This is a genomic window from Aquabacterium commune, assembly GCF_004362855.1.
GTDB classification, from domain to species: domain Bacteria; phylum Pseudomonadota; class Gammaproteobacteria; order Burkholderiales; family Burkholderiaceae_C; genus Aquabacterium; species Aquabacterium commune.
Genome location: NZ_SNXW01000005.1, coordinates 118429 through 131177, shown reverse-complemented (window position 1 = coordinate 131177; position 12749 = coordinate 118429). Strand labels below are relative to the sequence as shown.

At 67.7% G+C, this 12749-nt stretch carries 10 protein-coding genes; 7 read left to right on the top strand and 3 right to left on the bottom strand.

Going from position 1 to position 12749, the window contains the following annotated elements:
* Window positions 1-159: 159 nt before the first annotated feature.
* Window positions 160-1719, bottom strand: a complete 1560-nt coding sequence (gene dnaA / locus EV672_RS10310; RefSeq protein ID WP_133608899.1) for a chromosomal replication initiator protein DnaA — start codon at window positions 1717-1719, stop codon at window positions 160-162.
* Between the two features lie 430 nt (window positions 1720-2149).
* Here dnaA and rpmH point away from each other — a divergent pair, with 430 nt between their 5' ends.
* The 4 genes from rpmH to yidC all read left to right on the top strand — a co-directional run bounded on the left by rpmH (window position 2150) and on the right by yidC (window position 5047).
* On the top strand, window positions 2150-2284 hold the full coding sequence (gene rpmH / locus EV672_RS10305) for a 50S ribosomal protein L34 (protein ID WP_133608897.1): 135 nt from the start codon (window positions 2150-2152) through the stop codon (window positions 2282-2284).
* 170 nt (window positions 2285-2454) lie between these two features.
* On the top strand, window positions 2455-2994 hold the full coding sequence (locus tag EV672_RS10300) for a ribonuclease P protein component (RefSeq protein WP_133608895.1): 540 nt from the start codon (window positions 2455-2457) through the stop codon (window positions 2992-2994).
* 8 nt (window positions 2995-3002) lie between these two features.
* Window positions 3003-3326 (top strand): membrane protein insertion efficiency factor YidD, encoded by a 324-nt coding sequence (gene yidD, locus EV672_RS10295; protein WP_243738618.1) that lies wholly within the window; start codon window positions 3003-3005, stop codon window positions 3324-3326.
* On the top strand, window positions 3323-5047 hold the full coding sequence (yidC, locus tag EV672_RS10290) for a membrane protein insertase YidC (RefSeq protein ID WP_133608893.1): 1725 nt from the start codon (window positions 3323-3325) through the stop codon (window positions 5045-5047). The genes yidD and yidC overlap by 4 nt, the downstream gene beginning before the upstream one ends.
* A 106-nt stretch (window positions 5048-5153) precedes the next feature.
* Here yidC and EV672_RS19250 read toward each other — a convergent pair whose 3' ends face one another.
* Window positions 5154-5282, bottom strand: a complete 129-nt coding sequence (locus tag EV672_RS19250) for a hypothetical protein (RefSeq protein ID WP_279536181.1) — start codon at window positions 5280-5282, stop codon at window positions 5154-5156.
* Window positions 5283-5471: 189 nt separating this feature from the next.
* Between EV672_RS19250 and mnmE the strand changes: the two genes are divergently transcribed.
* The 3 genes from mnmE (at window position 5472) to EV672_RS10275 (ending at window position 8638) form a co-directional block, all read left to right on the top strand.
* Window positions 5472-6914, top strand: a complete 1443-nt coding sequence (gene mnmE, locus EV672_RS10285) for a tRNA uridine-5-carboxymethylaminomethyl(34) synthesis GTPase MnmE (RefSeq protein WP_133608891.1) — start codon at window positions 5472-5474, stop codon at window positions 6912-6914.
* A 99-nt stretch (window positions 6915-7013) separates the two neighbouring features.
* The gene (locus EV672_RS10280) at window positions 7014-7481 is read left to right on the top strand and encodes a cyclic nucleotide-binding domain-containing protein (RefSeq protein ID WP_133608890.1); all 468 of its coding nucleotides are present in this window, start codon (window positions 7014-7016) and stop codon (window positions 7479-7481) included.
* Window positions 7482-7573: 92 nt separating this feature from the next.
* Window positions 7574-8638, top strand: a complete 1065-nt coding sequence (locus EV672_RS10275) for an HD-GYP domain-containing protein (protein ID WP_133608888.1) — start codon at window positions 7574-7576, stop codon at window positions 8636-8638.
* On the opposite strand, the gene EV672_RS10270 is transcribed toward EV672_RS10275, so the two are convergent.
* A complete protein-coding gene (locus EV672_RS10270; protein WP_166643533.1) occupies window positions 8639-12688 on the bottom strand; it encodes a PAS domain-containing hybrid sensor histidine kinase/response regulator family protein in 4050 nt (1349 codons plus the stop codon).
* Between the last annotated feature and the right edge of the window lie 61 nt (window positions 12689-12749).

Genomic DNA, 12749 nt, shown 5'->3' with positions numbered 1-12749 from the left:
CCTTGTCACTTGACAGCGGGCAGATCCCGGGTGCGTTTCGGGACGTTTGCGGAGGCGTTTGGTGAAAAATGGGCCCAAAAAAAGAGGCCCGAAGGCCTCTGTGGGGTGGGGTTGGCGCGTGCCAGGGCGCTGTGTTTGGCCCCAGGTTCAGCCCTGGGTTCAACCCTTGAGCGTCTGCTCCAGCACGTGCAGCTGCTGGTTGAGCTCGGAGTCCTTGGCGCGTTCGCCGCCGATCTTGCGCACGGCGTGCAGCACCGTGGTGTGGTCGCGGCCGCCGAAGAGCTCGCCGATCTCGGGCAGGCTCTTTTGCGTCAGCTCCTTCGCCAGGTACATGGCGATCTGGCGCGGCCGGGCGATGCTGGCCGGGCGCTTCTTGGAGTACATGTCCGCGACCTTGATCTTGTAGAAGTCGGCCACGGTCTTCTGGATGTTCTCCACCGAGATCTGGCGGTTCTGGATGCTCAGCAGGTCCTTCAAGGCCTCGCGCGCCAGGGTGATGGTGATCTCTTTATGGCTGAACTTGGCGAAGGCCAGCACCTTGCGCAGGGCCCCTTCGAGCTCGCGCACGTTGGCGCGGACGTTCTTGGCCACGAAGAAAGCCACGTCTTCGGGCATCTCGATGGCTTCCTGGGCGGCCTTCTTGATCAAGATGGCCACGCGCATTTCGAGCTCGGGCGGCTCGATGGCCACCGTCAGGCCGGCGTCGAAGCGGGAGGTCAGGCGCTCATCGATGTTGGCCAGGCCCTTGGGGTAGGTGTCCGACGTCATGATGATGTGCGCCTTCTTGGCCAGCAGGGCCTCGAACGCGTTGAAGAACTCTTCCTGGGTGCGGTCCTTGCCGGCGAAGAACTGCACATCGTCGATCAGCAGCAGATCGAGGTTGTGGTACTTGGCTTTGAGCTCGTCGAAGGTCTTGCGCTGGTAGTTCTTCACCACGTCGGAGATGAACTGCTCGGCGTGCAGGTAGAGGATGCGCGCGTCGGGCTTGTCGGCCAGCAGGGCGTTGCCCACGGCGTTCATCAAGTGGGTTTTGCCCAGGCCCACGCCGCCGTAGATGAACAGCGGGTTGTACATCTGACCGGGGGCACCGGCGACGTGCAGGGCGGCGGTGCGGGCCATCTGGTTGGCGCGGCCGGGCACGAGGTTGTCGAAGGTCAGTGCCGGGTTCAGGCCCATGACCTGGGGTGTCTGGCGCGGAGACCGGTGGCCTTCGTACTGGCCATGGTGGCCTGGGTGACCTTGTCCGTCGCGCGGGTCGTGGCCTGCCGGGCCACGTGGGTGCGCCTGGGCATGTTGGGATGGCAGCGCGTTGGGCGGCAGGGCGCGCACGGCCGGCATGGCGCCGGGGCGCTGTCCGGCCATGGGGGCGGCTGCCCGCGGGGCCAGTGCCAGTTCCAGCCGGATGGCGCTGCCCAAGGTTTCGGTCAGCAGCGCTTCGAGGCGGCCGCTGTACTGGGTGCGGATCCAGTCCAGCATGAAGCGGTTGGGCACGCGCACGCACACCACGGTCAGGGCGCCGTCGCGCGAGACTTCGGCCGGGGGCAGAGGCCGGATCCAGGTGTTGAACTGCTGCTCTGGCAGTTCGGTGGCCAGGCGGGCGCAGCAGCGCTGCCACAGGGTGTCTGGCGTGGGGTTGCCCGCGTGGTTGCCCACGGCGGTGCCCGTGTCGGGGCGGGGCAGGGGTGCCGAGGCGGTCAGCGGCAATTCGGCAGCACTCATGTTGTGGACAAGTCCTTCCTTGGGACGCGAATTCTAAGCGTGGAGACGCCGCTGCGGGGCAGGTTATCCACAGAAATTTTCCCCCTGGCCGATAGGCGATTTCTGTGCCAGCGGCAGGGCGTTGACCAGCCTGTGTTGACGCGGTTTGCGTGTTCGGTCAAGGTGCGGAACACGCACTCAGGGGCCCAGGGCATTGACCTGCTGCCCGAAAGCTGCTGTAATCGCGGGTTCCTCCGGCTTGTGGCTGGCGGCGCGCATGCACGTACGTGTGGACATGTGTACATGTGTACTGCGCTCGCTCAGTTTCAATCGGAGTTTCGGATTTCGCATGCCGGCGACCACCGGCGCATCGCGGCTCACCATGGTTCGTTCCGATGGCCCAGCTTTCAGGTTGGGTTCGACGCACCGGTTGTGGCCCTGAAGGACCATCATGAAACGCACTTACCAACCTTCCAAGACCCGTCGCGCCCGCACCCACGGCTTCCTCGTTCGCATGAAGACCAAAGGTGGCCGCAAGGTCATCAGCGCCCGCCGCGCCAAGGGTCGCAAGCGTCTGGGTCTGTGATCAAGGCGCCGGCACAGGCTGCCTTGCGCAGTGCCTGTGCCACGGCGCTTTGCTTGCCGCTTTTGCCCGATGTGGGGCCCCAAAGCCTCCAAGCTTCGGTCCTGGCAGGCAGCAGACATGCACAAGGCCGGGTCATGCGCCCGGCTTTGTCTTGATGTGATCCTCTCACTGTGCCCTCCAGCGTGCGTGCACCCAGCCTGAAATCGTCCGATTTTCAACGGGCTCTGGGAACCCGCCCGGTGGCCCGCACGGCACATTTTTTCTTGTACGCCCTGCCGCACCTGTCCACCAGTGACCAGGTGCCCACTCGGCGTGCCGAAAAAGCACCGCGAGAGCCTGGTTCCACACCCCTTGCTGTTGAGTTGTCAACAGGCGAGGACCCGGTGTGCACGTCGGATGTGGATGACTTCGGTGTCATCGGCCCGTGCCGCTTCGGTTTGGTCCTGCCGAAGAAGCAGGCACGCCGCTCGGTGACGCGCTCGCTCATCCGCCATCAGGCCCGCGAGGCCGTGCGCCGGCACGCGCCCGCGCTGGCGTCGCAAGACCGGTTTGGCCTCTTGCTGGACGCTTGGGTGCTGCGTTTGCGCGCACCCTTTGACCGCCAGCTCTTCCCCAGTGCGGCTTCGCCTGCTTTGAGCGCGGCGGTTCGCCTGGAGCTCGACGAGCTCTGGGGCCGCCTGGCGAAAGATTCCGCCCGGGCTCAGGCATGATGCGCGCTGTGCTCACACACACCCTGTCCCGGCTGGCATCGGCGCTGTCGCGTTCGGTCAATGCCGTGTTGATCACCGGTGTGCGCGGCTATCGGTTTTTCCTCAGTCCCTGGCTGGGTTCGGCCTGTCGGTTCACCCCGACGTGTTCGGCCTATGCGCTGGAGGCCTTGCAGCGGCATGGCCCGGGCGCAGGCAGCTACCTGGCGGCCCACCGCCTGTTGCGCTGCCACCCGGCTTGCGCAGGCGGGCATGACCCGGTGCCTGCACAGCTGCCTGGGCTGTTGTCCCGTTTTTCTTCTTCCAACCCTTCGTCGGATTCACCTCGCTCATGAATGATCTGCGTCGCACCCTGCTGTGGTCGGTGTTCGCCGTCTCGCTGCTGATGTTGTGGGATGGCTGGCTGCGACACACCGGTCAGCCTTCCCTGTTCGCGCCGGCCCCGGCGGTGTCTGAAGTCGCCCAGGCGGCCAGCGGCAGTGCGTCCGGTGCTTCTGGCGCCAACAGCCTGCCGCAAGCCAGTGCTTCCTTGGGCGGTGCTGCCGCCCCCGTGGCCGGTGCCAGCGCCCCGAGTGCGGTCGCATCGGCTGCAGCGGTAGTGCCGAAGGGTGAGCGCATCGTCCTGCAAACCGATGTGGTCAAGGCCACCATCGACACGCTGGGCGGCAACGTCGTCAAGCTGGAGCTGTTGCAGCACCGCAACCAGGACGTGACCGACCAGAACATGGTCATCCTGGACCACACGGCCACGCACACCTACGAAGCCCAGTCGGGCCTGGTGGCGCAGTCTGCTGCCGATGGCGCGCTGCCCAACCACCTCACCCTGTTCACACCGACCACCACCGAGCGCACCCTGGCCGATGGCGCCAAGGCGCTGGTGTTCACGCTGGCCTCCCAGCCGGTCAATGGCGTCAAGCTGGTCAAGACTTACACCTTCCCCCGTGGCGACTACGCCATCGACGTCAAGCAGGACGTGGTGAACGGCTCGGCCGCCACCATCAAGCCTCAGCTGTACGTGCAGCTGGAGCGCGACGGCACCCCGCCGGCCGCCGCCCAGGGCCCGGCCTTCATGGGCGGTCCGCAGGCCTACACCGGCATGGCGGTTTACAACGCCAAGGGCAAGTACCAGAAGGTCGATTTCAGCCTCATCGAAGAAGGCAAGGCCGAGTACGAGAAGGTCGATGACAACGGCTGGGTGGCCATGGTGCAGCACCACTTTGCATCGGCTTGGCTGGTGGGCGACAAGCTCAGCCGCGAGTTTTACGTCAAGAAGGTCGGCACCAACCTGTACGCCACCGGCATGCTGCTGCCGATGGGCGAGATCGCCGCCGGCCAGAGCAAGGCTCTGGAGACCCGCCTGTTCGTGGGGCCGCAGGACGAAAACCGCCTGGCCGACCTGGCCCCGGGCCTGGAGCTGGTGAAGGACTACGGCTGGACGACCATCCTGGCCAAGCCGCTGTACTGGCTGCTCAAGCACCTGCACGCCCTCATCGGCAACTGGGGTTGGGCGATCGTGGCCCTGGTGGTGCTGTTGAAAGCGGCGTTTTACTGGCTCAACGCCAGCGCCTACCGCTCGATGGCCAAGATGAAGGCGCTGAATCCGCGCATCCAGGCCATGCGCGAGAGCCTGAAGAGCGACCCCCAGAAGATGCAGCAGGAGATGCTGAAGATCTACCGCGAGGAGAAGGTCAACCCCATCGGGGGTTGCCTGCCCATCCTGATCCAGATCCCGGTGTTCATCGCGCTGTACTCGGTGCTGTCGTCCTCGGTCGAGATCCGCAACGCGCCCTGGATCGGCTGGATCACCGACCTCTCGGTGAAGGACCCGTTCTTCGTGCTGCCCGCCCTGATGACGCTGTCCAGCCTGCTGCAGACCTGGCTGAACCCGACACCGCCGGACCCGATCCAGGCCAAGATGATGTGGATGATGCCGCTGCTGTTCAGCGTGATGTTCTTCTTCTTCCCTGCCGGCCTGGTGCTGTACTGGTTGACCAACAACGTGCTGTCGATTGCGCAGCAGTGGATGATCAACAAGCAGTTGGGCGTGACCAACTGAGGTCACAGCGCTGCGGCGAGGGGCGCGTCCTGGACGCACCCCGTGCACCTTCGAAGGGTCCTGCGGGGCCCTTTGTCATGGGTGAGACCCAGCTTGGTGCGTCGGCTCAGGCGCGGGGCGTGCGGCGCAGCACGACCGCCGCCACCAGCAGAGGCGCGAGCAGCAGGGCCCACACCGGGGATTCCGGCGTGGTGGGCTGGCCGATCATCAGGAAGTTTTGCATCAAGGTGAGCATGGCGGTGTCCAGGAGGCGTGCATTGTCAAATTGTGCACTGCAAAATGAATGCCATGGTGTAAACCCTGGGTGATGTGCGTGTGACGCGCCATCCGCCGAATGGTGTGTGGGGGCAGCGACAATCGGGGTGAGCGGCCTCTCAAGGGGGGGCACCACGGGCGGACGGCCTCAAGCAGGAGCAACAAGGGCATGACGGGCATGGATCGGGATGCACCCATCGTGGCGGTGGCCACGGCCTCGGGGCGGGGCGCGGTGGGCATCGTGCGGGTGTCGGGTCGCGGCCTGTTGCCACTGGCACGGGCGCTGTGCGGCCGCGAGCTGGTGCCGCGCATGGCCAGCTACGGGCCGTTCCGCGACGGTCGCGGCGAGGCGCTCGACCAGGGCCTGGCGCTCTACTTCCCCGGGCCGCACAGCTACACCGGTGAAGATGTGCTGGAGCTGCAGGGCCACGGCGGCCCGGTGGTGATGCAGCTGCTGCTGGCGCGCTGCCTGGAGGCGGCGGCCGAGGTCGATGCCACCACGGGCCGCGCCCGGCTGCCCGGCCTGCGTCTGGCCGAGCCCGGCGAGTTCACCCAGCGGGCCTTCCTCAACGACAAGATCGACCTGGCTCAGGCCGAGGCCATCGCCGACCTGATCGACGCCAGCACCGAGGCGGCGGCCCGCTCGGCCACGCGCTCGCTGGGTGGGGCGTTTTCGCGGGAAATCGACGCACTGCGCGAGCAGATCGTGCAATTGCGCATGCTGGTCGAGGCCACGCTGGACTTCCCCGAAGAAGAAATCGACTTCCTGGAGAAGGCCAACGCCCGCGGCCGCCTCGACCGTTTGCAGGCCACGCTGGACGGCGTGCTGGGCCAGGCCCGCCAGGGCGCCTTGCTGCGCGAGGGCCTGCAGGTGGTGCTGGCCGGCCAGCCCAACGCGGGCAAGAGCTCGCTGCTGAACGCGCTGGCCGGGGCCGAGTTGGCCATCGTCACGCCGATCGCGGGCACCACGCGCGACAAGGTCAGCGAGACCCTCCAGATCGAGGGCGTGCCGCTGCACATCATCGACACCGCGGGCTTGCGCGCCGACCACGAGGCCTCTGACGAGGTCGAGCGCATCGGCATGGCGCGCAGCTGGCAGGCGATCGCGCAGGCCGATGCGGTGCTTTTCCTGCACGACCTCACGCGCGTGCACGAGCCCGCCTACGCCCAGGCCGATGCCGACATCGCCGCGCGCCTGCCTTCGCCGGGCCAGGGCGCCACGGTGCTGCACATTTTCAACAAGGCCGATGTGGGCATGGACGTGGACGCGGATGCCCTGGCCCAGCCGCAGCCGCCGGGCGAGGTGCTGACGCTGTCGGCGCGCACGGGCGAAGGCCTGCAGGCCTTGCGCCAGACCTTGCTGCGGCAAGCGGGCTGGCAGGCCGCGCAGGAGGGCGTGTTCATCGCCCGCCAGCGCCATGTGCAGGCGCTGAACGCCGCGCGTGAACACCTGTCGCTGGCCCAGGCCCATGCTGCGCAGCGCGACGGCGCCCTGGACCTGCTGGCCGAAGAGCTGCGCCTGGCGCACAACGCGCTGGGCCGCATCACCGGTGCGTTCAGTGCCGACGACCTGTTGGGTGAGATCTTCACGCGCTTCTGCATTGGCAAATGACGCCAAAAGCGTGCGTTTTTCACGCCTTGTGCGGGCCCGATGGATTAAATTGTCCATTCCTCGGTCACCGCGGCGGGCCCGTTCGCCTGCCGTCTCAAGATGGACGTTGGCGAACTCATCCAGGCCATCCAGACGCTGAACACGGAAGACGCCTTCCGTCCGCGCCTGGACGCGGCGCAATGGCGGCTGTTCACGCAGTACCTGACGCGCCACGAGCTGACATCCGGTCAGGCCTTGGTGACCCAGGGCGAGCGTGACCGCACGATGTACCTCCTCGGCCAGGGCTCATTGCAGGTGCATGTCACGGGTGGCGCGCCCGGCACCTCGCGCATCGGCATCATGCGGCCGGGCGCCATTTGCGGCGAGCCCGGCCTGTTCGCCGACGCGCCCCGCATGGCCCATGTCGAAGCGATGACGCCTTGCGTGGTGTTCGCCCTGCGCCTGCCGCGTTTCGAGGAAATGGCCGCGCGCACGCCGGCGGTGGCGCTGGAGGTGCTGCGGGCGGCCGGCGCTGTCATGGTGCAGCGCACGCGCATCAACCTCACAAGACTGGTGCCTTCGGCGTGAAACCGGTGGCGCCAGGGTCCACAATCTCATCCTCGACGTGGGGCGACCCTCCCGCGGACAGGCAAAACCATTCAAGCGGAGCGAAACCAGAGATGTCTTCCATGCTGGGCATGCGCCGGCCGACCGTGCTGGTGGCAGACGATTCACCGCAAAACATCGAGCTGCTGTCACGCATCCTGGGCCAGGAGTACCGCGTCAAGGTGGCCACTTCGGGCGACAAGGCGCTCAAGATCGTCTATTCCGACGAGCCGCCCGAGCTCATCCTGCTCGACATCATGATGCCGGACCTCAGCGGCCACGAGGTGTGCCGCCGCATCAAGGCCAACCCGGACCGCCGCCGCATCCCCATCATCTTCGTGACGGCCATGACCACGATCGAGGACGAGTCCTTGGGCCTGAGCCTGGGCGCGGTGGACTACATCACCAAGCCGATCAGCCCGCCGCTGGTGCAGGCCCGCGTGCGCACGCACCTGGCGCTTTATGACCAGGCCCGCGAGCTGGAGCGCATGGTGGCGCAGCGCACCTCGGAGCTGGTGGCCACGCGCCAGCAGATCATCCGCCGCCTGGGCCGCGCCGCCGAGTTCAAGGACAACGAGACCGGCAACCACGTGGTGCGCATGAGCCACATCTCGCGCCTGATCGCGCAGCAGGCCGGCATGGGCCCCGAGGCCGTGCAGCTGCTGTTCCAGACGGCCGCGCTGCACGACGTGGGCAAGATCGGCGTGCCCGACACCACCTTGCTCAAGCCGGGCCCGCTGAACGAGGAAGAGCGCGCCCAGGTCCGCCTGCACCCGCAGATCGGCGCCGACATCATCGGCAAGCACGACAACGAGCTGCTGTCGGCGGCGCGCACCATCGCGCTGACCCACCACGAGCGCTGGGACGGCCAGGGCTACCCGCAGGGCTTGAAGGGCGAACAGATCCCGGTGTTCGGGCGCATCGTGGCGATCGCCGATGTGTTCGATGCGCTGATGAACCGCCGCCCGTACAAGCTGGCGATGAGCGCGGCGCAGTCGCTGGCCATCATGGCCGAGGAGCGCGGCAAGGCCTTCGACCCCGAGCTGCTGGACTGCTTCTTCCTGGCGCAGTTCGAGATCCTGCGCATCATGGACCTCTACGCCGACGAGCGCGGCTCGGTGCCGGACACGCTGGCCTGATCAGCCCTGCACCTGCGCCAGCACGTCGCGGGCGTTGTCGAAGTCGTAGCGGTCCAGGGCCTGCTTGAGCGCGGTGACCTGCGGGTGCTGGCGCAGGCTGGGCCAGGTGCCCAGCAATTCCTGCAGCAGCTCGCGCGCCTGGGCGTCCTGGTCGCCCACCAGGCGGCCCAGGTGGGCCCAATGGCCTTGCAGCACGTCCTGATCGGGGCCGTTGCCCCACACGGGTTCGCTGTTGGGGCGGCCCATGCGGTCGATGTCGGCGAGCACGGCGTCCAGGGCGGCGAGTGTGGCGCCCAGGGCGGCTTGCACCGAGGGCGTTGCGGCCTGGTCGCCTGTCGTGGGGCTGCGCAGTTCGGCTTCCAGCACCGTGGTGCGCTCCAGCAGCACGCGTGCGCCGATGTTGCCCGCCAGGCCCTTGAGGGTGTGCACCAGGGCGATGGCATCGTCGGTCTGGCCCGCCGTGGGCATCGCCGCGGCCATCTGCTGGGCGAAGTCGCGCTGGGTGCGCGCGAAGCCCTTGAGCAGGCGGCGGTAGAGGTCGAGGTTGCCCATGCAGCGGTTGAGGCCGTCGGTGGTGTCCAGGCTGGCCAGTTGCAGCGAGGCGCTGGGGCCGGCCACGCCGGGGCCTTCGCTGGGCAGGGGGCGGGCTGGCGTGATCCAGCGCGCCATGATGCCGAACATGCGGTCCAGGTCCAGGGGCTTGGTGATGTGGTCGTTCATGCCGCACTGGAGCACCCGCTCGCGGTCGGCGGCCATGGCGCTGGCGGTCATGGCGATGACGGGCAGCTCTTTCCAGTCGGCGTGGGCGCGGATGCGCTCGGTGGCGGTGTAGCCGTCCATCACGGGCATCTGGCAATCCATGAGCACACCGTCGAAGGGGCCCTCTGAGCTCAGCTTGTCCAGGCATTCCTGGCCGTTGGACGCCGTGACGACCGACAGGCCGGCGCGCTCCAGCAGGTCGCAGGCGAGTTCCTGGTTCAAGGGCTGGTCTTCCACCAGCAGCACGCGGGCGCCGGCCAATTGGCGCTGTGCCTGCTTGAGCATGGCCTGCGTTTTGGGCTCGCTGGCGTCGGCTGGCAGGCTTTGGCCCAGCACGCGGCTGAAGGTGTCGAGCAGGGTGCTGGGCGTGACGGGCTTGTTGAGCACGCCGGCCAGGCCCACGCCCTCGGCGGCTTTCATGGCCTCTTCGCGGGCAAAGGCGGTGACCAGCAGCACGCAGGGGCGGTGCTCGGGCGGCACGGACAGGGCGTGCCGCGCGAAGGTGATGCCGTCCATGCCGGGCATCTTCCAGTCGGACAGCAGGATGTGGTGGGGCCGGCCCTCGGCCAGGGCCTCGCGCATGCGGCTGAGGGCGTGCTCGCCGGTGTCGGTGACTTCCACGTCCAGGCCCATGCGGCGGGTCATGTCGCCCAGCACCTCGCGGGCGGCGGCGTTGTCGTCCACCAGCAGCAGGCGCTTGCCCTGCATCTCGCTGGCCAGCAGCGCGCGGCGGTTGGCCGGTTGGCTTTGCACGCCGAAGCGGGCGGTGAAGTGGAAGGTCGAGCCCTTGCCGAGTTCGCTGTCCACCCAGATCTGGCCGCCCATCATCTCGACCAGCTGGCGCGAAATGGCCAGGCCCAGGCCGGTGCCGCCGTACTGGCGGGTGGTGGAGTTGTCGCCCTGGGTGAAGGGCAAGAAGAGCCGGTCGAGCTGTTCCTGCGACATGCCGATGCCGCTGTCGCGCACCCAGAAGTGCAGCGTCACCTCGGCGGCATCGAGGGACTGCACCTCGCAGCCGATCAGCACTTCGCCGGTGTCGGTGAACTTGATGGCATTGGTGCCCAGGTTGATGAGGACCTGGCCCAGCCGGGTCGGGTCACCGATCAGGGCGGTGGGGATGTCGGGCGGTGCGGTGAAGAGCAGCTCCATGCCCTTCTCTTCGGCGCGCACGCCCAGCACATCGGCCATGTGGCTGATGACGGTTTCGAGCTGGAAGTCGGTGCGCTCCATCTCCAGCTTGCCGGACTCGATCTTGGAGACGTCGAGCACGTCGTTGAGGATCTGCAGCAGGTTGGCCGCCGCGCGGTGCACCTTCTCGATGTAGTTGCGCGCCTTGGGTGGCAGCTCGTCGAGCAGGGCCAGGTGGCTCATGCCCATGATGGCGTTCATGGGCGTGCGGATTTCGTGGCTCATGTTGGCCAGGAAGTGCGTCTTGGCCAGGGTGGCGGCTTCGGCGGCTTGCTGGGCCGAGCGCAGGGCGTGCTCGGTGTGCTTGCGCGCGGTGATGTCCTGCACGATGCCGCAGAACTGCTGGCGGCCGTTGTGCACGAAGGGGATGAGGACGACCTCGGCGTCGAAGGGCTCGCCGTCCAGGCGGGTGTGGCGCCACTCCAGCGTTTCGGCCTGACCGGTCTGGCGGATGCGGTCGAGCGCCAATTCAGCCTCGGGGTGGATGGCGCCGGGCGGTGACAGGGGTGGCCGCGACGGCATCAGGCCCAGCAGCGACTGTTCGCTGTCGCCGCGGAAAAGGGCCACTGCGCTGGGGTTGCAGCGCGTGATGCCTTCTTCGGGGTTGTAGAAAATGAAGGACGAGGGCGTGTGCCGGAAGACGGCGTTGGTGCGCGCCTCGACTTCCTTGCGCGCGGTGATGTCGGCCCAGTAACCGTTCCAGGTGCGGCTGCCATTGGCCTGGCGGGTGCAACGGCTTTCGCAACGCACCCAGACCGGCAGCCCGTCGCGCTGCAGGCTGAATTCAATGGCCCGCTCCGGCGGTTGGTCGTGCTGTGTGCCCATGAGCTGCCAGGCCAGTTCGGGCTGTGCCTGCAAAGCCGTGGCGCTGAGGCCCAGCAGCGGCTGGACGCCATCGCCGATGAAGGTGAAGCGCCCTGCGCCGTCGGCGGGCTGGTGCCAGCGGAACACCGTCAGCGGCAGGGCGTGGGCCATGTCGGCCAGGGTCTGCTCTGATTGGTGCAGACCGGCCAGACGCCGCAGGCGTTGCGCGCGCAAGGTCATGGCCCAGTAGCCGCACAGCAGGGCCACCAGGCCCGTGGTGGCACAGCGCGCCATCAGGGCGGTTTCGCCTTGCAGGGGCACCAGCACCCAGGCGGTGAACTTGCTGTTGGGCAAGGGACGCGACAAGGCCATGTGCCGTTGCCCGTCGATGGTCACCAGCGGCATGGTGCGGCCACCCACGCGGGTGCTGTCCATGGCCCAGGGCAGGGCGGCGGGCTGTTGCTGGTAGAGGCGCAGGTCGTCGTCGCGGTCGCTGGACAACATGCCCATGAGCGGGCTGCGCTTGAGCACATCGTTGGCCTGGTTGCCGGCCAGCACCACGCCTTGCTCGTCGGTCAGGAAGACCCGCCGGACCGGGTCGTCGAACAGGCGGTCGAGGGCCGTGGCGTCTTGCGCGACGACCACCACGCCCAAGGGCGCTTCAACGCGGCCCACACGGGACGAAAAATAAAAGCCCGGGTTCTTCAGCGTCTGGCTGACCGCGAACTGCGAGCCCTTGCCGCTGGGGTGCTCCAGGGCCTGCACGTGGTAGCGGCGCCCGCGGTTGTTGATGCCGATGGCGCTGTGTGGCTGGTCGAAGGCGCTGTCAGCGAGCACCGTGCCATTGGCCGCGTTCAACAGGATGCGGCCGACGCGGAGTTCCTGGACCTCGCCCTGCAACTGCTGGTTGATGCGCCGCGATGCCGGGTCTTGCACCGCTTGCTCGCGCAGGCGCAGGCGCTGCGCATCGTTCAGGATGACCGTGGTGTCCTGGCGTTGCGATTGCAGGAAGGCGACCACATCGGCCTGCCGGCCCAAGGCCCCGGGCAGGGCGCCGAGTTGCTGGAAGCTCAGCTCGATCGCGCCTTGCAGGTTGTCGAGGCGGCGTCCTGCTGATTGCTGCGCGTCCTGGCGTTGCTGCTCCAGCTCGTGCTGGGCCCACCAGGCGGTGGTGCCCGCCACCACGAGGGTCCAGACGGCGGCGGTCTGCCACAGCTTGCGCAAGGTCTGGCGCAGGCCACTGGCCGGGTGTGCGGTGTCGGCGGTGCGGGTGTTGGCTGCGGGGGACGCGGCGCTCATCCTGAGGGTCTCCTGTCGGGCCGCTGGGTGATGCGTCCGCGGCAGACGTTGTGTGTGGGCA

What these genes read in the sequence shown, in the direction of transcription:
- EV672_RS10280 (WP_133608890.1), top strand. Translation starts at nt 7,014, where the DNA reads ATGGACGTTGGCGAACTCATCCAGGCCATCCAGACGCTGAACACGGAA.
- rpmH (WP_133608897.1), top strand. Translation starts at nt 2,150, where the DNA reads ATGAAACGCACTTACCAACCTTCCAAGACCCGTCGCGCCCGCACCCAC.
- EV672_RS10275 (WP_133608888.1), top strand. Translation starts at nt 7,574, where the DNA reads ATGTCTTCCATGCTGGGCATGCGCCGGCCGACCGTGCTGGTGGCAGAC.
- EV672_RS10270 (WP_166643533.1), bottom strand. Translation starts at nt 12,688, where the DNA reads ATGAGCGCCGCGTCCCCCGCAGCCAACACCCGCACCGCCGACACCGCA.
- yidC (WP_133608893.1), top strand. Translation starts at nt 3,323, where the DNA reads ATGAATGATCTGCGTCGCACCCTGCTGTGGTCGGTGTTCGCCGTCTCG.
- dnaA (WP_133608899.1), bottom strand. Translation starts at nt 1,719, where the DNA reads ATGAGTGCTGCCGAATTGCCGCTGACCGCCTCGGCACCCCTGCCCCGC.
- mnmE (WP_133608891.1), top strand. Translation starts at nt 5,472, where the DNA reads ATGACGGGCATGGATCGGGATGCACCCATCGTGGCGGTGGCCACGGCC.
- EV672_RS19250 (WP_279536181.1), bottom strand. Translation starts at nt 5,282, where the DNA reads ATGCTCACCTTGATGCAAAACTTCCTGATGATCGGCCAGCCCACCACG.